The organism is Ruegeria sp., assembly GCF_965221235.1.
Taxonomy (GTDB): domain Bacteria; phylum Pseudomonadota; class Alphaproteobacteria; order Rhodobacterales; family Rhodobacteraceae; genus Ruegeria.
Window position 1 is genome coordinate 1,138,288 of the sequence record NZ_CBDCRS010000004.1, and the last position, 24,562, is coordinate 1,162,849.

The following is a 24,562-nucleotide window of genomic DNA, read 5'->3' on the forward strand; positions in this document are numbered from 1 at the left end:
TCTAAAATTGAGGATACCATGAGTCTCTTTGCAACCGGTTGCAAGAATTTTTTCAATAAGGGTTCCCAGCGCGGCAAACTCAATGCGCCGTTATTGTGATCAACTCGACCCGCAATCAGGTTCTGGCTTTTTCAAAGGCAGTCCAAGCGGTTTCGAACATTTCGAAATCAAAGCCCGGCTTACGGGCGGCGTCCAAGACAATGCGTTCTGTCGTCAGGAGCTTTTGTATCGCAGCCTCCAAATGATCAACGACATCCTCTGGCACAACCAACGCGCCATGACGGTCGGCGTGAATCAATTCGCCGGGGCTGACTGTCAGGCCAAAAACGGAAACCTGAGTATCAATCTCGCGTATGTGGACGAAGCCGTGGCTCGGCCCGATGGACCCGGCGACAACCGGGAAACCTTCGGGCAAGTCCCCGAGATCGCGCATGACCCCATTGGTAACGACACCGGACACACCGAACCCCTTATGGACCGTCGTGTTGATCTCACCCCAATAAGCGCCAATGCAATCTGGATAATCCAGATCTTCGATCACTGCGACTGACGGGCCCGACGCTTCGGCCATGTATTTGTAATAGGCCATACGCCGCGTTTTGATGACGTCAGGCGGCTCGGTCGGTGGATTGACGGCTGCAATCTTGGCCGTGCGGGCATAGCCGACGATTGCGGGTTCATCAGGGGCAGAACACAGCATGGTGCCGCGCGTAAACCTGTCGAACCCCCGTTTGCCTTGCGCCACTTCGATGGCATTGCACACCGTTGGCGTGTCGACCTTGCGGAGCAAAGATAAAAGGGACGGTGTCATGTGTCCTCCAGCCAGCGGGCCAAAGCCGCTGTTGTTTCCTTTGGTTGTTCCAATGTGGGCAAGTGACCTGCCCCTTCGATAATTTGCAGAGTGCTGTCGGGTAGCAGATCATGCATCAGTTGATGCCGTTCCACCGGGCAAAGCCCGTCTTCTCGTCCGCACAGAACCAGCGCCTTGCCTGAATAGGCGGCAAGGGTGGCGCGTTGGTCAGGGCGATCCATGAGCGCCCGGGACTGACGCAGAAAAACGTCCGGGCCCAAATCAACAGCCATCGCCATGCACAGATCTAGAATAGCCCCCTGCTGAGGGCCCTCGGCCAGATAATTGGGCTTCATCTCTTCCCGCATCACTTGCCACAGGCGACCGTCTTGAACGGCAGCCATCTGAGGCGCACGGCGGGCCTTTACTTCGGGCATCTCAGCCAGCGGGTTTGTATCAAGCAGCGCCAGACGCGACACACGCTCGGGGGCCTGACGCAGCACCTCCATGGCGACAATCCCGCCCATCGACAAGCCCGCCAGGGCAAAGACCGGTGGCGCGTTTTGCAGGATGTCAGCGGCCAAGGCCTCGACGGTTTCGTGTCGGCCCAGTGGAAAGCTCATGATGGGCATCAAGCTCGACAACGCCTCTATCTGAGGGCCAAACAGACGCGCATCGCACATCATGCCAGGTAATAGGATCAAAGGGATCATGGCGTAGCCAGCTTTGCCCCTTCGGACAGGGTTGCCAGCTTGGCGTAAGCAATCTGCGGATCGACCGCGCCAAAGCCTGCAAAGGTTCCAAAGCCGCAATCGCTGCCTGCGATCACCCGGTCCGCTCCAACGATCCCAGTAAAACGCTCAATCCGCTGGGCCACGAGTTCAGGGTGTTCGACGAAATTGGTGGTGGTGTCGACCACGCCGGGCACCAAAACCTTGTCATCAGGAATCTCAGACTTGCGGTCGCGGAACACCGTCCATTCATGGGCATGCCGCGGGTTCGACGTCTCAAACAGGACATAACGCGATTTGGTCGCCATTAGGGTGGTGAAAACCTTGTCCATCGCGATGTCACAGCAATGCGGACCCTCGTAGTTGCCCCAGCAGATATGCACACGCACGCGATCCTGTGGAACGTCTTGGAGTGCGTGGTTCAGCGCCTCGACATGTAAGTTGGCGATCTTGATGAATTCGTCGTCCGTGAGGTCGGTGAACAGCATATGGCGCGACAAGGCCAAGTCGGGGCAATCCAGTTGCAGATCCAAACCCGAGGCTACGATGGTTTCGTATTCCTCTTTCATTGCGTCCGCCAGAGCCGCCAAATAGGCTTCGCGCGTGGGATAGAAATCGTTTTGCAAAAACAGCGAGATCACGCCGGGAGACGCGGCGTTCATAAAACCCCGCTCGGCCCCGTGCTGCGCCATGGCGGCTTTGAGGTTGGCAATGTCCTTCTTCAGCTCGTCTTGCCCCTTTGATCGCACATCGCCTGTACACATCGGACGTGCGTATTGCGGCGTGCCGCCGTCATCGGCCAGCCGTTGCAGAAAGCTGGGAAACATCTTCAAGTCCGCCGGCGCATTTCGGGGACTGTCACCCGAAAACCCGGTGTAGCGATCCTTGACATAGGTTGCGTAAGAGATCTTCGACGTTTCGCCGTCGCTGACTATGTCGACACCGGCTTGAACCTGTTTGCGCACTGTTTCAGAGACCGCATCGCTCATGCAGGTGTCAAACGCAGGCACTTCATATGGTTCATCGTTTTCGCGCGCAAATATGAAATCCACGACATCCTGCGCTCGGGGCAGAGACCCAACATGTGTGGTTTTGACGGTCATAGGGGCCTCCTTAGAGTTTTCGTGCCATCAGGACTGTATGGCTCTGGGTTTCGGGGTCTTCGGCCAGAAACCCGGTCATCAACAGTCCGTTTTCCTCAAGACACCCAGCATATCCAGCCGGGGATAGCGAAGCATGAAAGACACGTTCCGCTCCGACCGAACCGCTTTCCTCGCCGGCACGCGGTCCCACGGTCAGCATCAGCATTCCCCCGGGCCGCAGATGTCGCGACATACGGGCGATACAAGCCTTTTGCTCATCGGCTGTCAGATGGTAAAAGCTGTTCCACGCGATGATACCATCGAACTGTTGATCCAGTTCAAAGTCCCGCATATCGGCGCACCGCCAATCCCCGTCTGGCCAACGGTCGCGGGCAATGGCCAGCATCGCCTCGGCAAAGTCGACACCCGTTACTGCAAACCCCTCGGCCATGAACCAGCGTGCAATCGGATCGCCTGTGCCGCAGCCCAGGTCCAGCACATGCTCACCCGGCTTTAGGCTGGCAGTGAAGCGCGCCAGCCAGCGCGCCTCGAACAAGGCCTTGGAGCGACGTTTGTCGTATTCCGTCGCCTGCCGTTCATAAACGGCATGGGTGTCCTTTGGGTCCGCGCTCATCCTGTCCAGGTGGCTCCTGCCGGGTCATCGGTTGCGGTGATCCGGTACAGGCCCGCCTGCCCGGTCATCGAGGGTTTTACACTATATGCTTCATTGGGCAGAACCAAAGCCGTGTCACCGGTGGACAATGTGGTTTCATGACCGTCAATCGAAACAAGCCAATGGCCACTTGCGGGCATCAGGACCACAGGTTTCTTTGCGACAATCGCTTCGGTCACACAGGACCCGCGCCCGAGGAAATCGACCTCGAACCCGGGTTTGTCCTTGATCATCCCATTCTCGCCGATCACTTGCGCGGGCTTGTTGGCCGACAACGCCATCAAATCCCAATACCTTGCGACGTATTTTCCGATAACGTCCTCAATCGGCACTTCAGGGTAATCCTTTAGCTGCTCGTCGGTGAGCAGAGGCATCGGGCGCACATTATGCGGCAGCTCCTGTCCCTTTTTCGAGTCGTATAAAACACCGTTGTCGCCCAGCATCAGCCCATGCGCCTGCGCATCCTCGATGACCTGCGGCGCCCATGTGACACCACCACCTGCATCGTCACCGCCGAGGATCGACATGATCATGCCGTAGTCCTGACCAACGTTCTCAAAGCCGCGGAATATGCCAGTGGGAATGTTGAAGATATCGCCCTCTTCGGCAATGAACTCTCCGGCGGTGCCATAGCGACCCCAGAAGAACCGCCAGCGACCTTTGGCGACAAAGAACACCTCGGCCGTCGTGTGGCTGTGCAATGAGTTGCGGCATTTCGGAGGCTGCCCCGCCGCGCCGATGTTAAAGCCGACTTTATCGGTGATGTGGACGTGTTGATCAGGCGACTCCGAAACGCCGCCGCCGATGATGGTGAAGTTCTCTTTCTGGTCGCTGCCGGGCGTATGCGCGTCGATAAAGGCGGTTTTGCAGGGTTGCAGCTCGCCATAGCGGACGATGCGTTGTTGGATGGTGCTCATGAACGTGTCTCCTTGAAAATGCGGGTTATGGGATCAATCCCGTCCCCCCGGGAGGTCGGTTGTTCAGACGCCGCGCGCGCAACGAGGCACGATGCGTGTGATAGCGCCGCGCCGTCTGACTGGCGTTCAGGGATGAGACCATCGCGGTCACTCAGCCCTCTCCACTCTGCAAAAGGATCTGTTTCCAGACCGAGGTTTCATCGAACAGTGTGTATTCCCGGCGCAATTGCGGCTGGCCACTGATCAACTCACCAAACTCGCCGTGGCTGATGCCCAGAACATAGACCTGCGCGCCAGTCGGCGCGCCAAAGGCGCCCCAACCGTCATGTTTGCCCCAAAGGCTCCAGCGGATCGCGGCACGGGGCGGCATGTTCGGGTCATCGCGGCCAATCTGGTGTTCGATCTTGAACTCGGCATTCGGGAAGCTGGCGCGCAAGCCCATCCAGAACCGATCCACCGCGTCCCAGCCATGGCCGGTCACGCCGCCTACATATTCTGACTGCACTGCGCGGTCATACTCACCCTCAATCACGCCCATATCGGCATTCATGATCCGGGTCAGGATATCCGCGTAACGCTGACCCCATTCATTGTCGTTACCGGTGCCCTTGTAGGGGCCTGGTTGATCGATCTCAGGCGTCAGCGGTTTGACACAGTTCGCGGGGCCGCCTTCCCGCGCGATCAGATCGGCGGCGTATTCTTTAGGGTCCCAGCCCATCTGGCGCACGATGGCACCCTGATCGCGGATCAGCCATTCATCATTGATCTGGTTGTCGATCGCATGGCAGTCGGCCAGAATCCGATAACGCAGCTTGGTACCGGTGGGTTTACCGTAAACGCCCTCGGCCAGATGCGTCGCGGTCGAAATGATGCGGTGAGAGCTCAGCATCCCGTCTTCCGGCGAGCCGGACCAGATCACATCCTCTCCCAGCAGTTGACGGTCAGGAAACTCGGCCAGCGTTGCCATAGTCGCGCCGATGACGTTCTGGTTGCCCAGCACCACTGAACCGGGCGAGCGCACGACGATATCCTTGCTGTAATAGTCATGCAGCGTGGCGATACCCCGGTCTTCCCAGATCTCTTTGGTGATACCGATGATATAATCCGGAAAATCCCGGAACTTCGGATCGAAGCCTTTCATGTCTCAGTCCTTTGTGGGGTCCACCCTTTGGGCAACCGGGCCGAGGTGCGCACGACCAGCGGCCCGTCAATGGCCACTTTACGCGGCTCGGCTGCGTCGGGGGTGTCGATATGTTCAAAAAGGGCGGCAACAGTTTCGGCCACCATCATGTTGGCCCGTTGCCGGATCGTTGTCAGATTATAGGCAGGCCACCCGGCAGGCGGCACGTCGTCATAGCCCACGACCGAGACATCCTCGGGCACAAGCAGGCCAAGTTCGAAACGGATCACATCCATCACTGCCAACGCCATATGGTCGTTGGCGACAAACACCGCGTCGGGGCGTTGAACCGGTGCAACGTCAAACATCCGGCGCGCAGCTGCACGGGCATTCTCGGTATGGAAATCGCCCACATCATGGGCATAGACCTCTTGACCGGCCTCTGCCAACGCGGCGCGAAACCCGGCCTCGCGATCCCGCTGGGTCGAAGCACCCTGCCAACCCGCGATATAGGCAATTCGTTTATGGCCACCGGCCACCAGAAACTCGGCCACTTTGCGGCCGCCAGCATAGTTGTCGGAAGTGACCGTGGTGATGCCTTCGATATCCTGGCTCCGGTTAAACAGCACCACCGGCACCCCAGCCTGCTGACACCGCATAGCGATATCCGACGACATCGGGACCGAGGCCAGAATGACCCCATCCACTTGGTAGTCGAGGATTTCATCCATTACGTCGTCGATATTCCCGGCCGAGCGTGAGGCCATGAAGATCAGTACATGATAGCCCTGCTCCTGCAACGCGTTCGAGAGTTTCTCAAGCGCCTCGGGATAGAAGTAGTTGTCCAGATACCCGACCACCAAGCCAATAATGCGGCTTTTGCCCGACACCATCGCGCGGGCCAGAACATTGGGGCGATAGCCCAGCTCGGCAGCAGCTTTGCGCACTTTCTCTTCGGTTTTTTTGCTCACCGATGCGCCGGGGGTGAACACGCGGCTGACCGCCGATTGGCTGACTCCGGCGAGTTGGGCGACCTGCAGGGAAGTGACTTTCTCAGCCATCAGTCTGCCGTCCATCCGCCGTCGATCAGCATCGACGTGCCAGTGACGAGCGCAGAAGCATCCGAGGCCAGATAGGTAACAGCGCCCATGATGTCCTCAACCTCACCCACGCGATCCAGCTTGATCTTCTCCATGATCCACGCGGCGCGTTCTGGGTTATCGAAGGTCGATTGCGTCAGGGGTGTACGGATGAAGGTCGGGCAGACCGTGTTGATGCGAATGCGCCGCTTGCCCCATTCGATCGCCATGGCTTTGACCATACCCTCAAGCCCATGTTTAGTCGCACAGTACAGCGCCCGGTCGACACCGCCGACATGGCCCATCTGGCTGGAGATGTGGATGATCGAGCCCGGCTTGCCCGCCGCCATCAACGCCTTGGCTGCATAGGCCGACAGGAAATAGGCCGAGCGCAAGTTCACATCCGTGACCGCATCAAAATCCTCGGGCGTGGTTTCAATCGCTGCACTGTGGCGCGCGGTTCCGGCCGAGTTCACCACGACGTCAAAAGCCCGCCCTTTAAAAAGCTGCTGCAAGGCGTCCAGATCGCCCTGATCCACAACCGCTGCCTCAGCCGACCAGCCCTGCCCCTGCAACGCCGCGACGGTCTCGGCCAAACGATCTGCCCCGCGCGCCGAGCAAACCACATGCGCCCCGGCCTCGGCCAGAGCGACAGCGCAGCCCTGCCCGATGCCCGAGGACGCTCCGGTCACAAGGGCAGTTTTGCCGTTCAGCGAAAACGAAGGGGTGCGGGGCAGGTCTGTCATCAGCTCATTCCATCAGGCGTTTCAATGCGGCCCAGATTGCGGGCCTTATTGAATTCCCGCAGACGGGCGAAGACGTCAACGCCAAGCTGCCGATACGCATCCAGAAGATCAACCAGAACCCAGTTTTCCCGAATGCGCCCGTTTTCGAGTCGCCAGAAATCGAGGCTTCGCATGGTGATCTTCTTGCCAGAAGGCGCGATCCCAAGCCAACCATCATGGGTCACGGTCTGGATCATGTTGGGCCAGCCGGTCACCGCAGCGTACTCGCCGTCTCCAAAGAAGTGATAGGTAATGTCATCCACATATTGCCCGCGATCCGGCATACCGTTCAGGAACGGAATTTGGTGCCAGTTGCGGAACCCTGCATAACCGCGCCCGGTGCCGATACCCGAAGGCCCGTACCAGTTCATGCGTGGATGCCAGAAGCGTTCCATCTCCATCACCTCGGGGCCGCCTTGCGAAGGGTGCTTCTTGAGGTGTTCCAACATGTCGATGATGTGCTGGCAGGTCGCCTTTCCCTTGGCCGCGTCATAGGGGCCAGGCACGAACCCGTCCTGCGTGGCTGGCCCAGGCACATGCCATTCGTGGCCAAGGCTGGGCGCCATCGGCCAGGCGTTCGCCTGCATCATCACCTCGGGGATATCCCAGAGCGCCTGAACCTCAACGACCTTGCCGTCCACAAAGCGGAAAAACTCGTGGAACCGCATGGTGGCCTGATGACCGGTCGGCGGGATGTCCAGCCAAGGACCAGTGAAGGTTCCGGTATAGTACCCCCCACAACCGACCCAATCGGCCCCATCCTCATCCGGTCCGGCCATGACGATATAGTCGCGTCGCTCCAGATCGGGCCATGCGGTCAGCAGGTCCTTATAGGCGCAGTCGTAGAAAGCATCGCTGCCGGTGCTGTCGCCAAACGGGTGGCACAGGTGGAATATCGCTTCCGGAGTCGTAACCTCGGCCAGCGCCTTACGGACACCGGCCTCGGAAAAGTCGTACATCGCGGCCCTGAGCGGAGCAATCAGGGCCTTGTGCTGCGTATGCCTGTCACTCATTCAGCAGCGTCCCGGTAAGGGGCAGGCTCGCCATATGGCACATTGATCCCGCCGTAGCGGCGCACGCGGATATTGCACTGTTCGGCGTGGCCAACAAAACCTTCCAACATGCACAGACGCGAGCCATATTCGCCGACCAGCGTCGCCGCCTCATCGGTCAGAACCTTCTGATAGCTGTGTGTTTTCAGATATTTACCCACCCAAAGACCACCGGTATAGCGCCCGGCCTTTTTCGTCGGCAGCGTGTGATTGGTACCGATCACCTTGTCGCCGTTCGAGACATTGGTCCGCGGCCCTAGAAACAGCGCGCCATAGCAGGTCATTTTCTCAAGGAACCAGTCATCGCGATCTGTCATCACCTGAACATGCTCGGACGCGATGTCATCGGCGACCTTCAGCATCTCATCATAGGTATCGCAGACGATCACTTCGCCATACTCGTCCCACGACACTTTTGCCGTACCCGCAGTCGGCAAAATGCCCAACAGGCGGTCTACCTCAGACAGAGTTTCCTCGGCCAGTTTGCGTGAGTTGGTCAGCAGGACGCAGGGGCTGTTATAGCCATGCTCGGCCTGACCCAGCAGATCGGTCGCGCAAAGTTCTGCGTCGGCTGCGGTCTCATCCGCGATGACCATCGTCTCGGTCGGACCAGCGAACAGGTCGATGCCAACGCGGCCAAAGAGTTGGCGCTTGGCCTCAGCCACAAAGGCGTTGCCGGGGCCGACCAGCATATGCACCGGGTCAATGGTCTCCGTCCCCAGCGCCATCGCGCCGATGGCCTGAATACCGCCCATAACATAAATCTCATGCGCGCCACCCAAATGCATCGCCGCAATCACCGCCGGGTTGGGCTTGCCATTGAACGGAGGCGTACAAGCGATGATGCGCGGCACGCCCGCGACCGAGGCCGTCGCAACCGACATATGCGCCGAGGCCACCATCGGGAACTTCCCGCCGGGGACATAGCACCCCACCGACTGCACGGGGATGTTTTTGTGGCCCAGAATGACGCCCGGCAGCGTTTCGACCTCGATATCCAGCATGGAGTCGCGCTGTGCCTGTGCGAAGTTGCGCACTTGCTCTTGCGCGAACTTGATATCCGCCAGTTCACGATCGGTCAGCTGACCTATCAGATCGTCAATCTGCTCCTGCGACAGCCGGAAGGACTCGGGCGAGTAGTTGTCGAACTTCTCGCTCAGCTCGCGCACGGCGGTGTCGCCGCGGGTTTCGATGTCTTTCAGTGTCGCTTCGACCACAGCGCGGGTTTTGGCGTCGTCTTCAGCCCGGTCAGCGTCAGACTTACCGCGTTTGAGATACTCGATTGCCATTTTTCAATCCTCAGTTTTCGGGCCGGGGCGGAGCCTTTTCCCCCCGGTCAAATGCTTCCCAGCCTTGGCCATTGAACAGGTCCACGCCCAGCTGAGCGGCAACATGGGCAAAATCGACATTCACCCAGTTGTCGACGATCTTGCCGTCGACAACTTTCCAGAAGTCCATGTAGCGGATCTCGACGCGCTTGCCGGTCGGGGCGATGCCCAGAAACTCACCCGAATGGGTGGCTTCCTGACGGCCAAAGGCAGCCGCCCATTCGCCCATATACAGACGCGCCTCGTCGATGCAGATCTTGTCCGAAAACGCGGCCTGAAACGGGCGCTGCCAGTTGTCCTGGAACTCTTTCAGGCCGGTCTTGGTGCCGCAGCCCTGATTGCCCATCCAGCGAAAGCCACTGGCGAAAAACTCGCCAATATCGTCGATGCGATGGTCATTCAGACCGTCGACCATGGTTTCAATCACACGGCGAGTGTCTTCGGTTTTATTAAGGTCCGTGTCGCGGGTCAGAACCGCCTGTTCGGGGCGAGAGCCTTTCATGTCTTTGTCCTTTCAGAGTGCCGGAGGGTGAGATCAGAGTTCAGCCCCCCAATGCTCAGAAAATCCCTCGGCATCCTGTTCAGCGCCGGGTGGCGCGACATGGCGTTATGTCGGGCATGATTGCTCATCAGCCTTTGACCGCCCCGGCTGTCAGACCACTGACGATCTGGCGCTGGAAGATCAGCACAAGAAAGATCAACGGAGCGGTAATGGACACAGCGGCGGCCACGGCGACGACCTGATCGGTCGTAGTGGTTTCGCGGTTGAACATACCGACAATGGCGGGAACCATGGTCTGGTTCTGCGCGTCCAGCAGCAATGCGGTGACAAGAAAATCGTTATAGGCCAGCAAAAAGCTGAACAGGCCCGTCGTGATAACCCCCGGCCACATCACCGGCATGATGACACGGCGGAACGCCTGGAAATGGCTGCATCCGTCAACGCGGGCGGCCTCGTCCAGCTCTGCCGGGATGTTCTGAAAGAAGGACCGCAGCATCCAGATGGTGAAGGGTTGGTTGATGGCCACCAGAACCGCAATCACCGCAAAGGGTTTGCCATAGAGCGTCGGCGCATTTTCCCCAAGGATCGGCGCAAGCCATTCGGCCGAGTTGATAAAGACCGGCAGATAGCCCGCGACAAGCACCGAGTGCGGCAATGCACGGAAGACCAGCGCGACAATCAGGATCCAGAACGCAAAGGTCGAACCCGAACGCGCAAGACCATAGCCCGCCAGTGTGCCAACAGTCAGCGACACAGTCACCACGCCCGTTGTCACGATCAGCGAGTTCTTGAAGTTGTTGGAAAACCCACGATCAATCCAGACGGTCTTGTAGTGTTCCGTCGTCAGGCCCAACACATCCCGCCCCAAGGGTCCGAACCATGGCTTCAGAACGCCCAGAACGGCTGGCAGGATGACAAAGAAGACCACAAGAAAGCCTATCAGGACGGCCAGAACACCGACGACCCATCCGAACCACTCCTGCCCAGGCTTCGAATATGATTTTACCATCGAAGGCAGAGTTTTGGTCGAGATCACAATCGTCGCCCAGATTACCCCGATACCCAGAATGATATCCAGCAGCGAAAGGCCTTTGCCGCCCCCCAGCGTTGCGGGGCCAAAGATCACGTTCAACGCATTGCTGTCGAAGGCATCGACCGGTGACTTGAAGCTCATCACCACGATCCAGAAGATCGGGAAGGCTGCGATCAGGCACCAGATTGCCAGAAAGACGTTCGAGGTCAGCCGCAGGCTGAAGGGCTGGCGAAGCGCGCGCGAGGACAAATCAGTGACCTCCTTTGTGATCGCGCCACGTGCGGCGCAGAGGCAGGATAAGAAGGATGACAACGCCGATCATGGTCAGCATCGAGTTGGCCGAGGCCCGGCTGATCGACCGGTTGCCGGCCTGATCCGGGGTCAGATAGTCGAATGTCAGCCATTGCAGCGAGATGACATAGCCCTGGCTTGAGAAACCAACGATCTCTTCGAAGACGCGGTAGCTGTCCATAAGGTGGATCATCGCCACAAAGATGATCAATGGCATCAGATGCGGGATCACAATGTACTTCAGTCGCTGCCAGCGGGTCGCGCCGTCAATCACCGCACTTTCCAAACTGTCCTGATTGACCGTTTGCAGACCGGCATAGAAGATGATCGCTGCAAACGGGGCCACGTGCCAGACTCGGTACAGCATCATAAGAACCTCGATGGTCCACGCCTGCGCGAACAGGGCGATATCGCGGTTCAGCCACCATTCCATCATCGCGGTCAGGATGCCGTCGCCGCGGAACAGCCAATTGATCGACAGCACACCAATCACCGGTGTGATAATGAACGGCAGCAACGAGATAAAGATCACAGGCCCCCGGATGGATCGCGCCGCGTTGTTGATCAGAATAGCAATTCCTAGACCACACCCAACGACCAGCGGCAGAGTAATCAACGTGAACGTTAGCGTGAACCGCAGGGCCTTCCAGAAGTTGATCGTCGAAAGCACCTGCCAGCTGCCGTCGCTTATGGCCCGCCATGCCCGTTCCGGTTCCAGAACATTGCGGTAGCTTTGCAGCCCGACATATTCGGTTTGCGTGATGATCTCGCCATGCTCATCCAGCTTTGGCTGCGAAACCTGCTCGGTTACACAGGTCTGTGTCAGGAAGCCGGGTGTGCAGGTCTCTTTTTCAACCGTCTCATAGATCGGCTGGGTGACGTAGAAGCTTTGTTTGAACACGCTGACCAGTGGGAAAGCGATAAAGAGAAGCATCATAAAGACAGACGGGCCGACAAAAGCGGCAAATGTCCGGAAATTCATGGCTCTGCCTTTCTCATGGTTCTCAGAGAGGGTGCAGGAGGGGCCGCCCCCTCCTGCAATTGGATCAGTTGCTGATCAGACCGGCTTCTTTCGCGGCCGTGATATAATCGGCTTCGATGTCCGCCAGAGTTGTCTGCGCGTCTTTGGCACCAGTCAGATAATCTGCCAGCCCATTCCCCAACGCGGTGTGCATGATGCCCATCGGTCCGGATGCCGGGTACGCCTTGGCTCCCGCTTGCGCAGATGCAGCCGCGCCTGCCGCCAGATCACCGGCGGAATAGGACGGGCTGAGCCAGACAGCGACGTCATTGTTGGCACTGACCATGTCACCGTCCATGCCCTCAAGCGCGACGCGGAAGGCGGCATCGGCCTCTTCATCCGACATGTTCGTCGCCAGCACGATGCCATCCCACCAGATGGTCGTCGCCGGTACTGCTGAACCCATCGGGGCAGCGGCCATTGTAACCTTGCCGACAACCTGGCTTTCGGCCTCGTCGTTCATCGCCGCCGCGCGGCTGGCCCAGAGGTTTGCCATCGCGATTTTGCCCTGCTGGAACTGCTGCTGAACATAGGTCGAGTCGGAAACCAGATATTCCGGATCCATGTACTCGGTCATGGCCTTCATGGTCTCAAGCGCGGCCACACCCTGATCATTGTTGATCGCAGGCATGTTGCCATCGCCAAAGAACGAACCGCCTTCGCCGAGGTACATGTTCACGAATTCCTGGCCCAGGTTCCAACCGGTCTTGAACGTGCCACCGATCGGATAGTCCATAAGGCCCGCGTCTTTGATCTTTGCCGCGGCAGCCAGAACGTCGTCGTATGATTTGGGCTCATCAATACCCAGCTCGGCCAGAACATCATCGCGATACATCAGGTGCTGGGCGTTCACCATCATTGCGATCGCCATGGTCTTGCCATCCACCTTGATCAGCTGGTTGGGCAGCAGGTCCTGGCCGTACTTCTCGACCAGATCGTCCAGCGGGCGAATGGTACCCGCGTTCAACAACGGCACCAGCGTGGCGTTGGACACACCGCCGATCTGATACAGCGCCGGATCAGCGGCAAAAGCCTCGGGCTGTTTCTCGCGGAATTCCTGATCCAGCGACGCGCTGAAATTGCCACATTCCGCCATTGCGTCAGTAACCGCCTTCCAGGCTTCAAAGCCCGCAGACAGCGATTTCAATGGAACATCATTTTCAAAGGCACAGTCTGCCCACGCGCCAGTGGCGCCGATGGACATGGCACCAGCCATAAGGAGTGTCTTGAGTTTCATGCGTTTCTCCCTGTCAGGATCGGTCCGTCGTCGACGTCCGGACCGCTGTTAAGCCCGTTTGGGCTGTTTGTGGGGTTATTCCCCGATCCGCGCACCGCTTTCAGCTTCAAAGAGGTGACAGATTTCTGTTGGCACCGAGAATGAGACGGACTCGCCGATCTCGGCACGGAAGGCTTTGTCGGCTTTGACCGAAACCAGCGCGCCGCCGACCCGGACCGAGATCATGGTCGCATCGCCAAGCAGTTCCAGCGTGTAGATCGGCGCGGTGATTTGGCCCTGTCCTTCGGCGAGGCTGGCATCCTCGGCCCGGAATCCCAGCGTCATCGGCCCGTCCGGCGCATCCACCGGGATAGCCACATGTTCAGCGCGGAACACTCCGCCCGAAACTTCGCCATCCATCAGGTTCATCGCAGGCGAGCCGATAAAGCTGGCCACGAAAGTATTCGCTGGCCGGTCATAGATTTCGGTCGGGCTGCCCACTTGTTGCACCACGCCCTGTTTCATCACCACAACACGGTCAGCCAGCGTCATCGCCTCGATCTGGTCGTGGGTCACATAGATCGTCGTCACTGCCAGTTCATGGCTGAGGTTCTTGATCTGCGCCCGAGTAGACACCCGCAGTTTGGCATCCAGGTTCGACAGCGGTTCATCCATCAGGAACACGTTGGGTTCGCGCACGATGGCGCGGGCCAGCGCCACACGCTGTCGCTGACCGCCGGACAGTTCGGCGGGCTTGCGGTGCAGGAAATCGTCCAGTTCCACCATAGCGCTGGCGCGCCGCACTTTCTCGTCATGGGTCGACGGGTCGATACCACGGACCTTCAGAGGGAAGCGGATGTTCTCGTAAACGTTCATATTGGGATAGAGCGCATAGCTCTGGAACACCATCGCAACGTCGCGGTCTTTGGGTTCGAGGTCATTGACCACGTTGCCGTCGACCAGGATTTCTCCCTCGGTCACATCCTCAAGTCCAGCGATCATCCGCATCGTGGTGGTCTTGCCGCAGCCCGATGGGCCAAGCAGGACCAGAAACTCGCGATCCGCGATTGTCAGGTCGAAGTTGTGAACCCCAACGAATGAGCCCCAGCGCTTGCCGACGTTCCGCAATTGAATTTCCGCCATGGTGCCCCCTGCAAGGAATCGTTTTGCATACGTTTGCAAAACTGTAATTCGCATATATCAAATCAGGCAAGACTTTTTTGCATACGTATGCAAAACTAAGGCGAACACCCGACTCACGCCGTCCGGAAATCGGGCGCACAACACTGATAAAAATGGCAAATTCCGTGAACTTCCAAACCGAGAAAAAACTCGTCTCCGGGTTCCACACCGCTCTGGATGCCGCGTCCGAGCAGGAAACCCCAAAGATCATGACCCAATTCTGCGACGCTGATTTGGTCTGGCGTGGCTTTCACCCCTTTAATCAAATCTGCGGTGCGGAACAGGTTGCCCAACAGTTCTGGCAGCCCCTGAAAAGCAGTCTAACCAGTCTGCAGAACCGCGTGGACATCCTGTTTGCGGGGCAGAATTCTCTGGATGCAGAAGGGGATGTCTGGGTCGCGGCCATGGGGCATTTGATGGGGCTGTTTGACCGACCCTGGCTGGGCATTCGCCCGACCGGCAAGCTGGCGTTTCTGCGCTATTGCGCCTTCTACAAGGTTGCGGGCGGCAAGATTGTGGATACAGCGATGTATTTCGACATTCCCCACCTGATGGTGCAGGCCGGACAGAACCCGTTCCCCCCTCAGACAGCGGCGCATGTGGTGCAGCCTGGACCAAGGCCCCATGATGGACTGCTGTTGAGCGAACAGCCCGCTGAAGAGGGTGCGAAGACACTGGCCCTCATCAATGCGATGATCGCCGATCTGGGCCAGTGGGATAGCGGATTGTCGCTTGAGGATGAGCTGGCCCGGACGTGGCATCAGGACATGCTGTGGTGGGGACCCGAGGGGATCGGCGCGACCTACACGATTGCACGTTATGCCAAGCAGCACTCTGGCCCCTTCCGTGCCGCATTCAAAGACCGATCAAAGACCAAGCATATCTGCCGCATGGCCGAGGGGCATTATGGCGGCTTCTTCGGCTGGCCCAACTTCACGGCGACGCCATCAGGCGGGTTCATGGGAATGCCCGCGACGGACAAATCCGGCGAATTCAGGGTTATCGACATCTATCGCCGCGCAGGTGACAAACTGGCCGAAAACTGGATTTTCATCGACCTGCTTCATTTCTGGAAAGGGCAAGGCGTTGATATTCTGGGGCGGGCCACAGGGATCGAAACCCCATGAAAATTGATGCTCACCACCACCTGTGGGACCTATCCGCCGTGAACTATCCCTGGCTGATGGAGAAAGGCGCCGTCCGGTTCTTCGGCGATCCCTCTTCGATCCAGCGGAACTATCTGCTGCCCGAGTTTCGTGCTGATGCCGAAGCACTGGGTTTTGGCGCTTCGGTGCACATTCAGGTCGGTGCCGCTGACCCCTGGGCCGAGGCGCAATGGGTGCAGTCTGTTGCCGCTCAGTTCCCTGACTGGCCGTTGGTACAGGTGGCTTTCTGTGATCTGACCGCTACCGACTTGGGTTCCCAGCTCGACCGCCTCCAAACCCTGCCATCGGTGCGCGGCGTTCGCCAGATTATTGGCCGTGCGCCGGGCGAGGACGCCTCAACTGGCACAAACTCACTGCTGAAGTCCCCGGAGTTTTTGGCTGGCCTGAAGCAACTTGGAACCCGCGGCCTTTCTTTTGACCTGCAACTTCTGCCCGAACTCATAAGCGATGCCGCTGATGTATTTGCGCAGGCTCCGGAAACCCAAATCGCGCTGTGCCATGCAGGCTCGCCATACGACCGGACGCCGCAAGGTTTGCAAAGGTGGGCAGATGAATTGACCGCTTTATCAAGCCTGCCGCATGTCTGTTGCAAACTCTCCGGCCTTGGAATGTTCGATCACAACTGGAGCGCAGAGAGCGTCGCGCCGATCGTTTCAACCTGCCTGTCACAGTTTGGCGCTGAACGATGTATGTTCGGATCAAACTTCCCGGTCGACAGTCTGACATCCACTTACGCGGATCTTGTTTCCCGGCATCAGGAACTCGCGCCGAACTCAGATCAAGAAGATGTATTCAGGAACACGGCAAAACGCTTCTATCGCATTGGCTAGTGAAAACTCTTACAAGCACGGGATATTGATCCCAGCTCTGGCGTCAAAAGCGTTTGGAGAATTGGCGAGCCGTGGAGGACTCGAACCCCCGACCTGAGAATTAGAAGTTCCCTGCTCTAATCCAGCTGAGCTAACGGCCCACTCAAGTCTAGGCTGTATCAGTGAAATCGTTTGGATTGTCAACTTGGCTTGGGGGCGGAAATCACACCCGCAACATCTTCAATTATTACAATGCTTTGCCCCAAACCGGCAGCACACAAGCATCTGGGCCTGTTCTATCCGATTGAGTTGAAAAACAACCCTTCTTTTCTTGCGGTTCTTAGGGGTGGGGTTCGAGGTTCAAGCGCATGAAGGCGCTGTTTGGGTCAGGCTCATATCCGAAGATCGGGCCGCAATAGGAATATCCCAACCTTTCGTACAATTTGCGCGCCGCGTCATATTCAGGCAGATGCGCGGCTCCGGTTTCCAGAACCAGCGCCAAGATGCCCTCGGACCGGGCCAATTGTGCCAGATGCTCCATCATCCTGCGCGCCAAACCACGCCCCCGAACCTGTTCCAGAATATGTACGGATTTCACCTCGGCCGTGCCATCCGGCAGCGCTTTTAGCGCGCCACACCCAATCGGCTGCCCCCCTTCGCACATGGCCCAGAACCGGATACCCGGCCCGGCCAATGCCTCGGCATCCATGGTGTGGTTGCTTTCCGCAGGCCCGGCGGTTTCGCTATGGGCAAAATGCGCCTCGACCACCGGACGCAACGCGTCCGAGGTTGGGTCGGCCTCGCGAATGTCGATCAATTTAGTGGGTCCAGGGGCTGCGCCGATCAGTGGCGAAGTTTTCGCCATAGCCGCGGGCGCGCAGGTTGGGTTTGCGCTTGTGCGGCTCGCTGACCTGTGCGTCGATGCCGTTGTCCTTGGCGTAGTCCAGCGCCTCTTCCTTGGTGTCGAACTTCAGGCGCACCTGAGTCTGCGTATCGTTGGACGAGGTCCAGCCCATCAGCGGATCCACCTCACGCGCCGACGCGGGGGCGAATTCCAGAACCCACTTGCGGGTCTTGGCCATCCCCGAGGTCATCGCGTTTCGCGAAGGCTGGTAAATCCGTGCGCGCATGTCGCCTCTCCGTACTCACTTGGCTGTGCTTGTTTATGCGTCAGGCGGGCGGCGTGGACAAGTCCGCATTTGTCGCAATTCAAGGGTTTGGAAATGCCCCCTTGAACAAGAACAAAAACAGATCAAAATCAGGCCCGAAAGGAATCCCCCTGATGCCATACGCTCATTCCGACAAGACCCAGCTGACTGCCGAGGACGTGCGCGCCCGCCTGAAACTGGAGGGTGGCAAGCAGTTCGTGATGCACACCGAGTTTTCGCCCGCAGGCGATCAGCCAACCGCGATCACGGAACTGGCCGGCGGCGTGCGGGACGGTGAGCGTGATCAGGTCCTGCTGGGCGCGACCGGGACGGGTAAGACCTTCACCATGGCCAAGGTGATTGAGGAAACTCAGCGCCCCGCCATCATCCTTGCGCCGAATAAGACGCTGGCCGCGCAATTGTACGGAGAGTTCAAAGGCTTCTTCCCCGATAACTCAGTCGAGTACTTCGTGTCCTACTATGACTACTACCAGCCCGAGGCCTATGTGCCGCGCTCGGACACCTACATTGAGAAGGAATCGCAGATCAACGAACAGATCGACCGGATGCGCCACTCGGCCACGCGGGCGCTGCTGGAACGGGACGATGTGATCATCGTGGCCTCGGTGTCCTGCATCTACGGCATCGGCTCGGTCGAGACCTACGGGGCGATGACGCAGGACCTGAAGGTCGGCAACGAATACGACCAGCGGCAGGTGATGGCCGATCTTGTGGCGCAGCAATACCGGCGCAATGATCAGGCATTTCAGCGTGGTTCGTTTCGTGTACGCGGGGATTCCTTGGAAATCTGGCCGGCTCACCTTGAAGACCGCGCCTGGAAGCTGTCCTTCTTCGGCGAAGAACTGGAACAGATCACCGAATTCGACCCGCTGACGGGCGAACGCGCCGCGACGATGGAACAGGTCCGGGTCTATGCGAACTCGCACTACGTGACGCCCAAGCCGACCATGCAACAGGCGATCATCGGCATTAAAAAGGAACTGCGCATCCGGCTGGACCAATTGGTCGGCGAGGGCAAATTGCTGGAAGCGCAACGGCTGGAACAACGCACCAACTTCGACCTTGAGATGCTCGAGGCCACCGGCGTCTGCAACGGGATCGAGAACTACTCGCGCTATCTGACCGGTCGCGCACCGGGTGAACCGCCCCCGACCCTGTTCGAATTCATCCCTGACAATGCCATCGTCTTCGCGGATGAATCCCACGTCTCAGTCCCGCAGATCGGCGGCATGTACCGGGGCGACTACCGTCGCAAATTCACGCTGGCCGAGCACGGGTTCCGCCTGCCGTCCTGCATGGACAACCGCCCCCTCAAATTCGAGGAATGGGACGCCATGCGCCCACAATCCGTCTTCGTCTCGGCCACCCCGGCCAAGTGGGAGATCGAACAGACCGGCGGCGTTTTCACCGAACAGGTCATCCGCCCCACCGGCCTTCTGGACCCCGAGGTCGAAATCCGCCCCGTCTCCATGCAGGTGGACGACTTGCTGGACGAGGTGCGCAAAGTCGCCGCCAACGGCTTCCGCACGCTGGTCACAACGCTGACCAAACGCATGGCCGAGGACCTGACCGAATACCTGCACGAACAGGGCATAAAAGTCCGCTACATGCACTCGGACATCGACACGCTGGAACGCATCGAAATCCTGCGCGACTTGCGGCTGGGGGCCTTTGACGTACTGGTCGGCATCAACCTGCTGCGCGAGGGGCTCGACATCCCCGAATGCGGGTTGGTCGCCATTCTGGACGCGGACAAAGAAGGCTTCCTGCGCTCGGAAACCTCACTGATCCAGACCATCGGCCGCGCCGCGCGAAACGCTGATGGCCGGGTGATCATGTATGCCGACAAGATCACCGGCTCGATGGAACGCGCCCTGAACGAGACCAACCGCCGCCGCGCCAAACAGCTCGCCTATAATCAGGAACACGGCATCACCCCCGAGACCGTGAAAAAGAATGTCGAGGACGTTCTGGCCGGTCTCTACGAAGGCGACGTCGACATGAACCGCGTCACCGCAACCATCGACAAACCGATGCACGGCGCAAACCTTGAGGCCCATCTGGACGGGTTGCGCGACCAAATGCGCAAAGCCGCCGAGAACCTGGAATTCGAAGAGGCCGCCAACATCCGCGATGAGATCAAACGTCTGGAAGCGGTCGATCTGGCCGTCGCCGACGACCCCATGGCGCGGCAATGGGCGGTCGAGAAAGCCTCGGAAGACGCAGTGAAATCGCGCGGACGGTCAACGGCAGGCAGGCCGGGGCAGAGAGGTGGGAATGTGAAGCGGCGGAAGCGATGACCAGCCGCGCAACTGATAGTTGCAATCTGGGACAAAGCGTTGAATGATCCTTTCAGGAAATACTGCCGGAGATCATTGATTTGCCAATTGTTATTCTCATCCTGTCCGCTGTTGGTGGTGCCATTTGGTGGTGGATCCGCAACAACCCCAGAGAAGCGCTCGACACCGCCCAAGACGTTGCGACGACCATTAAGAATGCCCCCAGAAAACTCGCCTTTCGCCGGGTGGCCAACGCACACCCCGTCGAAGGGATTGACGATGAGCGCATAGCGCTCTGTGCGATCGCTCAGGCCTTTATTGAACTGGATGACCTGCCAACCGCAGAACTACGCCAGCGATTGCATGTCCTCCTGCGTTCAAAGCTGCGATGTTCCGAGGAAGAGGCGCAAGAAATGGAGGTCCTTGGCCGCTGGCTGATGACCCAGTGCAATGGGCCCGCAAATGCGGTTATGCGCCTGGGGAGGCGGTTGAAAAAGATTGATACAGGGCAATCGTGGGATCGTTTGCAAGAGATGTTGATGCCCTTGGCTGGAGAACAATTGTCGCAGTCACAGATTACAGCAATCGAAGACCTCAAATCCGCCCTGCGCGTGAAATAGTTCAGGTGATTTACGGCTGGCATACTGTTGCAGCGGGCTGGGAATGCGAGCCCAGAAGTGCATCAGCAATCTACCTCAAGATCACCTGTTTGCCCTTGATGCGCCCCCGCACGAACACGTCTTGCTGATCCACTTGAGGAAAATGCTCTTGCCAGTCTCTGAATCTGTCGTTGGTGACTATTCGAGCCCTCAACTTTGTCGCGTCTTTGATGACCAACGGGTCAGCAGGGATACCTTTCGGTGCAATTGAAATGCGCCGCGCCGGATATCGAAGCGCTTTCGACAATTGGGTGGGGTTCATGTATTTACCCGTGACCAAGTAGCCGACATTCGCATCGAACCACAGTATGGGCTCGAATCCATCCGAACACAGCTTTTCAATCACCAGCCGAACAGAATGCAAAGCTGGCTTATTGTCCGACCAATAAAGCACGTTGGAACCGTCAACCACGACCCATTTAACCCGCCTCCGAAGCTTGAGGCGAAGCAGCAGTATAGTAGCCAATACAATTCCTGCTGCCCCGCAGAGCAACGGAAGCGTCAAGACCGGGCCGAATGTGGCGACCGACCAAAACGTGATACCAATAGAGAAAAGAAGAAAAAGAGACAGTCCAATCATCCTTGGATTGATAGCAAACTCACAGGGCGCTGCAATACAAAGGATTTTCCCTTGGTTGCTTCATTCTTGATTCAAGCTTGCAGCCCAGTGCCCTCTCCGCCACGTTTGAAATCACAAATTGTGATTCCAAACGGTTGCCATGACGAAACCCAATAACCTGCCCAGTACGCATGAAATCCATAGCGCCATTCACCGGGTGCGTGGCACCCGCGTGGTGATGGCTGAGGATTTGGCGCAGTTCTATGGAAAATCCGTCAGCGCCTTCAATCAGGCTGTCTCGCGCAACAAGGACCTGTTCGAGGGTTATCGCTTTCAACTCACCGATGCCGAGGTCGCCGATTTGCAATCACAGAATGTGATCTCAAAACCCAAGGGTCGCGGCGGGCGGCGGGTCAATCCGTGGGTCTATACCGATTACGGCGTGGCCATCGCCTCGGCCCTGTTCAAGGACCCGCGCGCGATCAAGATCACCCGGATGATCACCGAAGCCTTTGTCGACGGTGCGAATGCGCTGGCCGAGACCCCGCGCAGCGTGCCGGAAATCCTGCCGCCCGAGGATGCCCCTGCCCCGTTGCTGCCCAATGGCGCGCAGTTGCGTGATCTGGCCGAGAACATCCTCGATTCCGGACAGCAGAGCCTTGTCGATTACATCGCCAACCCCACAACCAAGCGTCAACAGGCCGTGGCCGCGATCATGAAGACCCTCGCCGAGACCGCCGGGGAAGAGGTCCGCACCCAGCATGAACGTCTGCGCCTGAGCATCGCGCAACGTCTGGCCACCGGCGATTATGCCGACGACGATGATCGCAAACGGCTGCTGGAACTACTGGCCGCGATGAAGGGCTAAACGCCTAACTCCGCCCGCAGCTTTTTGGTCAGCTTACACACGACCAGATCATAAGACGTCACGATATGGTCGCGCAGAGATGCATCGCTCATCCCGCGTTCCTCATAGACCTCCAACCATTTCATACCGCGCGAGGCCAGATAGGGCGCTGGGCGGATGCCGGGCTCATCACCCAGCACCTCAAACGCCAGATCGGTGGCCTTGAAGGTAAAGGCGTCACTGCCGTCGTTCCAGCCACAGATCGCAAAGACCTTGCCGCCGACCTTCCACACATCCGCATTACCCCATTGCACCACATGAGATGTGGCTTTGAGGCTGGCACAGAAAGTGTTGAATTCATCACGCGTCATCGCCCAAACATTGGCGATTGATCGAAATAAAGCAAGCAGCGCCGGGGCTTACCCCTTGTCCCAATGGACAACCACGTCGAACCCGGCGGGCGATGGCGGGCCTTCGAGGAACTCGGCGAAATGCCCCCAAAGCTCGGCCACTTTGGGCGCGTTGGCATTTGAGGTCTCTTCGTTCTGGACAACCGCAACGACAAAACCCGTGCCGTCTTCGTTCATGACGTTGGTAAAGCTGTGCATGCCATCCATGCCCATGATCTGGTCTTTGAGTTCGTTCATCTTTGCCTCGGCCGCATCCCGCATGCCGGGCTTCATTTTGAACTGAGTAATACGTGCAAACATGTCTTTTCTCCCTCTTTCCGGGTGAAATCCCCCAATGACGGCCTGAACGGCCTGCCGCGGAGTATAACATAGGACCGCAGATTCTCTGCCCCGGGCGATCAGGGTCGCAGAAACTTGGCGTTTCCGACCGCGCGTGGTGCTGATGTCTGTGGCTGTGCGGACTGCGGTTCGGACGGGGCTGGTGTGCCACAGGCCACCCCGTCTCGGTCAGGGTCATTGCGCGGGTGATAGCCCGGGCCTCCGGCGTAAAACGGCCCCGGCACAAGAGTTTCAATGGTCTGGCACCCGGCCAGAGCGATCAGGTGGACAAGCGCGGCTTCACGCTCAAACTCGGATACCCGGATATAGATACCCGCGGCGATAGCAGCAATCGTTATGGGTAGCATGAGAACCATCATCAGTATCCGTACCGGTGACAGCGCCCGTTTGCGCGTGGCTTCGGCGCGTTTCCTGCGCCGTTCGGTGCTCGGCCTGATCGGGCGGGTGCTGGTTGCTTGCTTTTGGGGCGGCATGCTTTGCGCTTAAACCGGATTTGTGGCGAAACCGAGACCGCCCTTCGACAATCACTCGCACCAGACATATCGTATCGCTATCGTTACATAGGCTTGAATACATCCGTTCCGGGAATGCAGATGGCAGATACCGACCCACACCGCACCGCCGACAAGACCGCCCGCACTCTGGCACATGATTTGATAGGGCAGGCAACCTATGGCGCGCTGGCAACCTTGCGTCCCGGTAGCGCGATGCCCTCAGTTTCCCGTATCGCGCTGGCCACGGATGGGGTCGGCAGGCTTATGTCCTTGATCTCAACCCTGTCGGATCACACACAGGCCCTGACCACCATTCCGACTTGCGCGCTACTGATCGGTGAGCCGCAGAAAACTGGCGATCCACTGACCCATCCACGACTGACCCTGCATGCCACAGCCGTTTTTGTTCAGCGCACAAGCACCGAGCATGAAGAGCTGCGCACGCGGTATCTGGCGGCGCGTCCCAAGGCCAAGCTATATGCGGATTTCGCCGATTTCCGCTTTGTCCGCTTTGAGCCGACAGACGCGTTGCTGAACGGTGGCTTCGGCAAAGCATGGCGCCTGAACCCGACTGACCTGAGTGTTTGATCAGCGCACGACGTGAACGGCGCAGGCGGCGTGGCGCACGACATGATTGGCTGTAGAACCCAGCAAGAGATCCTGCATACCGGGACGGTGTGATGCCAGAATAATCAGGTCCGGGCTATGGGCTTCCGCCCAGTCCAGAATAGTGCGCCCGGAATGGCCTTCGACGACCACGCCGACTGCGTTGGGTAGCTTTTCGGCCAGATCGTCCAGCTCGCGCTGAATGGCCTTGCGGGCTTCGGTCAGGTATTCGGGTGGCATGTAGGAAATCGCATAGTTCGGGATATGTTCGACCACATGCAGCAATGTCACCTTGGCGTCTGGTGTCGCCAATATTCCGGCCAGTTTCAGCGGGCCAGAAATATCCCTTTCAGCGTCGAATGAAATAGGAACAAGAATGTTGTGATACATGGCGCACCTCCTCTTTCCTGAGGTCATCCTGCG

The 24,562-nt window shown here is 58.5% G+C and carries 29 protein-coding genes and 1 tRNA gene; 7 read left to right on the forward strand and 23 right to left on the reverse strand.

Annotation, left to right across the window (positions count from 1 at the left end):
- Positions 1–115: 115 nt before the first annotated feature.
- The 15 genes from ACOQOY_RS08725 to ACOQOY_RS08795 all read right to left on the reverse strand — a co-directional run bounded on the left by ACOQOY_RS08725 (position 116) and on the right by ACOQOY_RS08795 (position 14,763).
- Positions 116–811, reverse strand: coding sequence for an RraA family protein (locus ACOQOY_RS08725; RefSeq protein ID WP_420585051.1), 696 nt, complete (start codon positions 809–811; stop codon positions 116–118).
- Positions 808–1,503, reverse strand: coding sequence for an alpha/beta fold hydrolase (locus tag ACOQOY_RS08730; RefSeq protein WP_420585052.1), 696 nt, complete (start codon positions 1,501–1,503; stop codon positions 808–810). The genes ACOQOY_RS08725 and ACOQOY_RS08730 overlap by 4 nt, the downstream gene beginning before the upstream one ends.
- Positions 1,500–2,624 carry a cobalamin-independent methionine synthase II family protein gene (locus ACOQOY_RS08735; protein WP_420585053.1) on the reverse strand — a complete coding sequence of 375 codons (1,125 nt, stop codon included), beginning with the start codon at positions 2,622–2,624 and terminating at the stop codon, positions 1,500–1,502. The genes ACOQOY_RS08730 and ACOQOY_RS08735 overlap by 4 nt, the downstream gene beginning before the upstream one ends.
- A 10-nt stretch (positions 2,625–2,634) precedes the next feature.
- The gene (locus tag ACOQOY_RS08740) at positions 2,635–3,237 is read right to left on the reverse strand and encodes a class I SAM-dependent methyltransferase (RefSeq protein WP_420585054.1); all 603 of its coding nucleotides are present in this window, start codon (positions 3,235–3,237) and stop codon (positions 2,635–2,637) included.
- Positions 3,234–4,193, reverse strand: coding sequence for a cupin (locus ACOQOY_RS08745; protein WP_420585055.1), 960 nt, complete (start codon positions 4,191–4,193; stop codon positions 3,234–3,236). Before ACOQOY_RS08745 ends, ACOQOY_RS08740 begins: the two co-directional genes overlap by 4 nt.
- Positions 4,194–4,344: 151 nt before the next feature.
- Positions 4,345–5,334: a nuclear transport factor 2 family protein gene (locus ACOQOY_RS08750; RefSeq protein ID WP_420585056.1), complete on the reverse strand. Its 990-nt coding sequence runs from the start codon at positions 5,332–5,334 to the stop codon at positions 4,345–4,347.
- Complete coding sequence (locus ACOQOY_RS08755) at positions 5,331–6,374, reverse strand: LacI family DNA-binding transcriptional regulator (protein WP_420585057.1); 1,044 nt, start codon at positions 6,372–6,374, stop codon at positions 5,331–5,333. Before ACOQOY_RS08755 ends, ACOQOY_RS08750 begins: the two co-directional genes overlap by 4 nt.
- A complete protein-coding gene (locus ACOQOY_RS08760; protein ID WP_420585058.1) occupies positions 6,374–7,138 on the reverse strand; it encodes an SDR family NAD(P)-dependent oxidoreductase in 765 nt (254 codons plus the stop codon). Before ACOQOY_RS08760 ends, ACOQOY_RS08755 begins: the two co-directional genes overlap by 1 nt.
- Complete coding sequence (locus tag ACOQOY_RS08765; RefSeq protein ID WP_420585059.1) at positions 7,138–8,190, reverse strand: ester cyclase; 1,053 nt, start codon at positions 8,188–8,190, stop codon at positions 7,138–7,140. The genes ACOQOY_RS08760 and ACOQOY_RS08765 overlap by 1 nt, the downstream gene beginning before the upstream one ends.
- A complete protein-coding gene (gene hisD / locus ACOQOY_RS08770; RefSeq protein ID WP_420585060.1) occupies positions 8,187–9,518 on the reverse strand; it encodes a histidinol dehydrogenase in 1,332 nt (443 codons plus the stop codon). The genes ACOQOY_RS08765 and hisD overlap by 4 nt, the downstream gene beginning before the upstream one ends.
- A 10-nt stretch (positions 9,519–9,528) precedes the next feature.
- Positions 9,529–10,059, reverse strand: coding sequence for an ester cyclase (locus ACOQOY_RS08775; protein WP_420585061.1), 531 nt, complete (start codon positions 10,057–10,059; stop codon positions 9,529–9,531).
- Between the two features lie 127 nt (positions 10,060–10,186).
- A complete protein-coding gene (locus ACOQOY_RS08780; RefSeq protein ID WP_420585062.1) occupies positions 10,187–11,341 on the reverse strand; it encodes a carbohydrate ABC transporter permease in 1,155 nt (384 codons plus the stop codon).
- Position 11,342: 1 nt separating this feature from the next.
- Positions 11,343–12,365 (reverse strand): carbohydrate ABC transporter permease, encoded by a 1,023-nt coding sequence (locus ACOQOY_RS08785; RefSeq protein ID WP_420585063.1) that lies wholly within the window; start codon positions 12,363–12,365, stop codon positions 11,343–11,345.
- A gap of 64 nt (positions 12,366–12,429) precedes the next feature.
- On the reverse strand, positions 12,430–13,641 hold the full coding sequence (locus ACOQOY_RS08790; RefSeq protein ID WP_420585064.1) for an ABC transporter substrate-binding protein: 1,212 nt from the start codon (positions 13,639–13,641) through the stop codon (positions 12,430–12,432).
- A 75-nt stretch (positions 13,642–13,716) separates the two neighbouring features.
- On the reverse strand, positions 13,717–14,763 hold the full coding sequence (locus ACOQOY_RS08795; RefSeq protein ID WP_420585065.1) for an ABC transporter ATP-binding protein: 1,047 nt from the start codon (positions 14,761–14,763) through the stop codon (positions 13,717–13,719).
- 164 nt (positions 14,764–14,927) lie between these two features.
- Here ACOQOY_RS08795 and ACOQOY_RS08800 point away from each other — a divergent pair, with 164 nt between their 5' ends.
- Complete coding sequence (locus ACOQOY_RS08800) at positions 14,928–15,929, forward strand: ester cyclase (RefSeq protein ID WP_420585066.1); 1,002 nt, start codon at positions 14,928–14,930, stop codon at positions 15,927–15,929.
- Positions 15,926–16,798 carry an amidohydrolase family protein gene (locus ACOQOY_RS08805; protein ID WP_420585067.1) on the forward strand — a complete coding sequence of 291 codons (873 nt, stop codon included), beginning with the start codon at positions 15,926–15,928 and terminating at the stop codon, positions 16,796–16,798. The genes ACOQOY_RS08800 and ACOQOY_RS08805 overlap by 4 nt, the downstream gene beginning before the upstream one ends.
- A gap of 62 nt (positions 16,799–16,860) precedes the next feature.
- Here ACOQOY_RS08805 and ACOQOY_RS08810 read toward each other — a convergent pair.
- The 3 genes from ACOQOY_RS08810 to ACOQOY_RS08820 form a co-directional block, all read right to left on the reverse strand.
- Positions 16,861–16,938: transfer RNA gene (locus ACOQOY_RS08810), tRNA-Arg, on the reverse strand.
- 179 nt (positions 16,939–17,117) lie between these two features.
- Complete coding sequence (locus ACOQOY_RS08815) at positions 17,118–17,594, reverse strand: GNAT family N-acetyltransferase (RefSeq protein ID WP_420585068.1); 477 nt, start codon at positions 17,592–17,594, stop codon at positions 17,118–17,120.
- Between the two features lies 1 nt (position 17,595).
- Positions 17,596–17,907 (reverse strand): ETC complex I subunit, encoded by a 312-nt coding sequence (locus tag ACOQOY_RS08820; RefSeq protein WP_420585069.1) that lies wholly within the window; start codon positions 17,905–17,907, stop codon positions 17,596–17,598.
- Positions 17,908–18,059: 152 nt separating this feature from the next.
- Between ACOQOY_RS08820 and uvrB the strand changes: the two genes are divergently transcribed.
- Together uvrB and ACOQOY_RS08830 are read left to right on the forward strand one after the other, a co-directional pair.
- Positions 18,060–20,246, forward strand: coding sequence for an excinuclease ABC subunit UvrB (uvrB, locus tag ACOQOY_RS08825; protein ID WP_420585070.1), 2,187 nt, complete (start codon positions 18,060–18,062; stop codon positions 20,244–20,246).
- 80 nt (positions 20,247–20,326) lie between these two features.
- Positions 20,327–20,845: a hypothetical protein gene (locus ACOQOY_RS08830; protein ID WP_420585071.1), complete on the forward strand. Its 519-nt coding sequence runs from the start codon at positions 20,327–20,329 to the stop codon at positions 20,843–20,845.
- Positions 20,846–20,915: 70 nt separating this feature from the next.
- Here the strand turns inward: ACOQOY_RS08830 and ACOQOY_RS08835 are convergent, their stop codons facing one another.
- Positions 20,916–21,464 (reverse strand): NYN domain-containing protein, encoded by a 549-nt coding sequence (locus ACOQOY_RS08835; RefSeq protein WP_420585072.1) that lies wholly within the window; start codon positions 21,462–21,464, stop codon positions 20,916–20,918.
- 139 nt (positions 21,465–21,603) lie between these two features.
- Between ACOQOY_RS08835 and ACOQOY_RS08840 the strand changes: the two genes are divergently transcribed.
- Entirely contained in the window at positions 21,604–22,311 is a 708-nt protein-coding gene (locus ACOQOY_RS08840) for an ORF6N domain-containing protein (protein WP_420585073.1), read from the forward strand.
- On the opposite strand, the gene ACOQOY_RS08845 is transcribed toward ACOQOY_RS08840, so the two are convergent.
- The 3 genes from ACOQOY_RS08845 to ACOQOY_RS08855 form a co-directional block, all read right to left on the reverse strand.
- Positions 22,308–22,661, reverse strand: coding sequence for an MmcQ/YjbR family DNA-binding protein (locus ACOQOY_RS08845; protein WP_420585074.1), 354 nt, complete (start codon positions 22,659–22,661; stop codon positions 22,308–22,310). The two genes, ACOQOY_RS08840 and ACOQOY_RS08845, sit on opposite strands and share 4 nt — an antisense overlap.
- Before the next feature lie 48 nt (positions 22,662–22,709).
- Positions 22,710–23,000 carry a hypothetical protein gene (locus tag ACOQOY_RS08850; protein WP_420585075.1) on the reverse strand — a complete coding sequence of 97 codons (291 nt, stop codon included), beginning with the start codon at positions 22,998–23,000 and terminating at the stop codon, positions 22,710–22,712.
- A gap of 98 nt (positions 23,001–23,098) precedes the next feature.
- Positions 23,099–23,386, reverse strand: a complete 288-nt coding sequence (locus tag ACOQOY_RS08855) for an excalibur calcium-binding domain-containing protein (RefSeq protein WP_420585076.1) — start codon at positions 23,384–23,386, stop codon at positions 23,099–23,101.
- On the opposite strand from ACOQOY_RS08855, the gene ACOQOY_RS08860 reads away from it, so the two are divergent.
- A complete protein-coding gene (locus tag ACOQOY_RS08860; RefSeq protein WP_420585077.1) occupies positions 23,385–23,525 on the forward strand; it encodes a hypothetical protein in 141 nt (46 codons plus the stop codon). The genes ACOQOY_RS08855 and ACOQOY_RS08860 overlap by 2 nt on opposite strands.
- A gap of 107 nt (positions 23,526–23,632) precedes the next feature.
- The gene (locus ACOQOY_RS08865; protein WP_420585078.1) at positions 23,633–24,121 is read left to right on the forward strand and encodes a HugZ family protein; all 489 of its coding nucleotides are present in this window, start codon (positions 23,633–23,635) and stop codon (positions 24,119–24,121) included.
- Here ACOQOY_RS08865 and ACOQOY_RS08870 read toward each other — a convergent pair whose 3' ends face one another.
- The gene (locus ACOQOY_RS08870) at positions 24,122–24,529 is read right to left on the reverse strand and encodes a universal stress protein (RefSeq protein ID WP_420585079.1); all 408 of its coding nucleotides are present in this window, start codon (positions 24,527–24,529) and stop codon (positions 24,122–24,124) included.
- Positions 24,530–24,562 lie beyond the last annotated feature (33 nt).

Excerpts from the sequence above, each read along its gene's own strand:
- ACOQOY_RS08845 (WP_420585074.1), bottom strand. The coding sequence starts at position 22,661 with ATGACGCGTGATGAATTCAACACTTTCTGTGCCAGCCTCAAAGCCACA.
- ACOQOY_RS08775 (WP_420585061.1), bottom strand. The coding sequence starts at position 10,059 with ATGAAAGGCTCTCGCCCCGAACAGGCGGTTCTGACCCGCGACACGGAC.
- hisD (WP_420585060.1), bottom strand. The coding sequence starts at position 9,518 with ATGGCAATCGAGTATCTCAAACGCGGTAAGTCTGACGCTGACCGGGCT.
- ACOQOY_RS08735 (WP_420585053.1), bottom strand. The coding sequence starts at position 2,624 with ATGACCGTCAAAACCACACATGTTGGGTCTCTGCCCCGAGCGCAGGAT.
- ACOQOY_RS08755 (WP_420585057.1), bottom strand. The coding sequence starts at position 6,374 with ATGGCTGAGAAAGTCACTTCCCTGCAGGTCGCCCAACTCGCCGGAGTC.
- ACOQOY_RS08835 (WP_420585072.1), bottom strand. The coding sequence starts at position 21,464 with ATGATTGGACTGTCTCTTTTTCTTCTTTTCTCTATTGGTATCACGTTT.
- ACOQOY_RS08850 (WP_420585075.1), bottom strand. The coding sequence starts at position 23,000 with ATGTTTGCACGTATTACTCAGTTCAAAATGAAGCCCGGCATGCGGGAT.
- ACOQOY_RS08865 (WP_420585078.1), top strand. The coding sequence starts at position 23,633 with ATGGCAGATACCGACCCACACCGCACCGCCGACAAGACCGCCCGCACT.
- ACOQOY_RS08820 (WP_420585069.1), bottom strand. The coding sequence starts at position 17,907 with ATGCGCGCACGGATTTACCAGCCTTCGCGAAACGCGATGACCTCGGGG.
- ACOQOY_RS08840 (WP_420585073.1), top strand. The coding sequence starts at position 21,604 with ATGACGAAACCCAATAACCTGCCCAGTACGCATGAAATCCATAGCGCC.
- ACOQOY_RS08765 (WP_420585059.1), bottom strand. The coding sequence starts at position 8,190 with ATGAGTGACAGGCATACGCAGCACAAGGCCCTGATTGCTCCGCTCAGG.
- ACOQOY_RS08795 (WP_420585065.1), bottom strand. The coding sequence starts at position 14,763 with ATGGCGGAAATTCAATTGCGGAACGTCGGCAAGCGCTGGGGCTCATTC.
- ACOQOY_RS08855 (WP_420585076.1), bottom strand. The coding sequence starts at position 23,386 with ATGCTACCCATAACGATTGCTGCTATCGCCGCGGGTATCTATATCCGG.
- ACOQOY_RS08750 (WP_420585056.1), bottom strand. The coding sequence starts at position 5,334 with ATGAAAGGCTTCGATCCGAAGTTCCGGGATTTTCCGGATTATATCATC.
- uvrB (WP_420585070.1), top strand. The coding sequence starts at position 18,060 with ATGCCATACGCTCATTCCGACAAGACCCAGCTGACTGCCGAGGACGTG.
- ACOQOY_RS08725 (WP_420585051.1), bottom strand. The coding sequence starts at position 811 with ATGACACCGTCCCTTTTATCTTTGCTCCGCAAGGTCGACACGCCAACG.
- ACOQOY_RS08730 (WP_420585052.1), bottom strand. The coding sequence starts at position 1,503 with ATGATCCCTTTGATCCTATTACCTGGCATGATGTGCGATGCGCGTCTG.
- ACOQOY_RS08790 (WP_420585064.1), bottom strand. The coding sequence starts at position 13,641 with ATGAAACTCAAGACACTCCTTATGGCTGGTGCCATGTCCATCGGCGCC.
- ACOQOY_RS08745 (WP_420585055.1), bottom strand. The coding sequence starts at position 4,193 with ATGAGCACCATCCAACAACGCATCGTCCGCTATGGCGAGCTGCAACCC.
- ACOQOY_RS08860 (WP_420585077.1), top strand. The coding sequence starts at position 23,385 with ATGAGAACCATCATCAGTATCCGTACCGGTGACAGCGCCCGTTTGCGC.
- ACOQOY_RS08870 (WP_420585079.1), bottom strand. The coding sequence starts at position 24,529 with ATGTATCACAACATTCTTGTTCCTATTTCATTCGACGCTGAAAGGGAT.
- ACOQOY_RS08740 (WP_420585054.1), bottom strand. The coding sequence starts at position 3,237 with ATGAGCGCGGACCCAAAGGACACCCATGCCGTTTATGAACGGCAGGCG.
- ACOQOY_RS08785 (WP_420585063.1), bottom strand. The coding sequence starts at position 12,365 with ATGAATTTCCGGACATTTGCCGCTTTTGTCGGCCCGTCTGTCTTTATG.
- ACOQOY_RS08805 (WP_420585067.1), top strand. The coding sequence starts at position 15,926 with ATGAAAATTGATGCTCACCACCACCTGTGGGACCTATCCGCCGTGAAC.
- ACOQOY_RS08760 (WP_420585058.1), bottom strand. The coding sequence starts at position 7,138 with ATGACAGACCTGCCCCGCACCCCTTCGTTTTCGCTGAACGGCAAAACT.